Origin of the sequence: Campylobacter sp. BCW_6871, assembly GCF_001762325.1 — a bacterium.
GTDB classification, from domain to species: Bacteria; Campylobacterota; Campylobacteria; order Campylobacterales; family Campylobacteraceae; genus Campylobacter_D; species Campylobacter_D jejuni.
In genome coordinates this window covers 1-659 of the sequence record NZ_MJWQ01000065.1, presented here as the reverse complement: position 1 = coordinate 659, position 659 = coordinate 1, and the positions used below count along the sequence as shown (strand labels likewise).

At 27.5% G+C, this 659-nt stretch carries 1 protein-coding gene; it reads left to right on the top strand.

Annotated elements, in window-relative coordinates; genetic code table 11:
- Window positions 1-390: 390 nt before the first annotated feature.
- On the top strand, window positions 391-659 hold a 269-nt coding region (locus tag AJ930_RS06800), incomplete at its 3' end, for a hypothetical protein (RefSeq protein WP_148122815.1).

Here is a 659-nt window from a genome sequence, read left to right as displayed (position 1 = left end):
GTGCTAAAGAATAACAAGTAAAATCTTTTCATGGACTGTTTTAAGAAGTTAAAGAGTTTGTTTTTGGTATAATTGCATAAGGGTTAATGCCAAAGGGGCGGCAACCCCTTTAGCATTCAATCACGCCCAAAAAGGAGGTGATACAGAATGTTAAACAAAATTATAGTAATAATTATACTACTTTGTATAATTATAGTCAAGTGTTATTAACACTTGTTTTTCCCTTTTTTAAAGGGGGCTATAATTTTCCCTTTGGCTTACCAAACAAACTTTTAACTAAGCTTCTCTCCTTCTATTGAATTTCTATATTTGAAAAATTTTATTTTTTTAAAAAGTATATGTTTTTTGTATTATTAATTTTTCAAGTATATTCTTTTGGTTATTTTAACTATAAATCACAGTCCTCTTGAGTTTCTTGAAAATAAAGAAAATAGAGAAAAACTCATAAAAACCCTAATAATACACTTAAATTCTTATTTAGAGGCTGAAAGTAATCTACAAAAAATCAAGATTTTAGTCAAAATATATCAAAATTTACAAAAATGTAGCCGAACTCCTGATCTTATTGACATAGAAGAACTTGAATTTAACAAAGAAGACATTTTCGAAGAATTATTTTATGCTTTAGGCGGTTTAGGAGGTATGTATTCCGTAGAAAT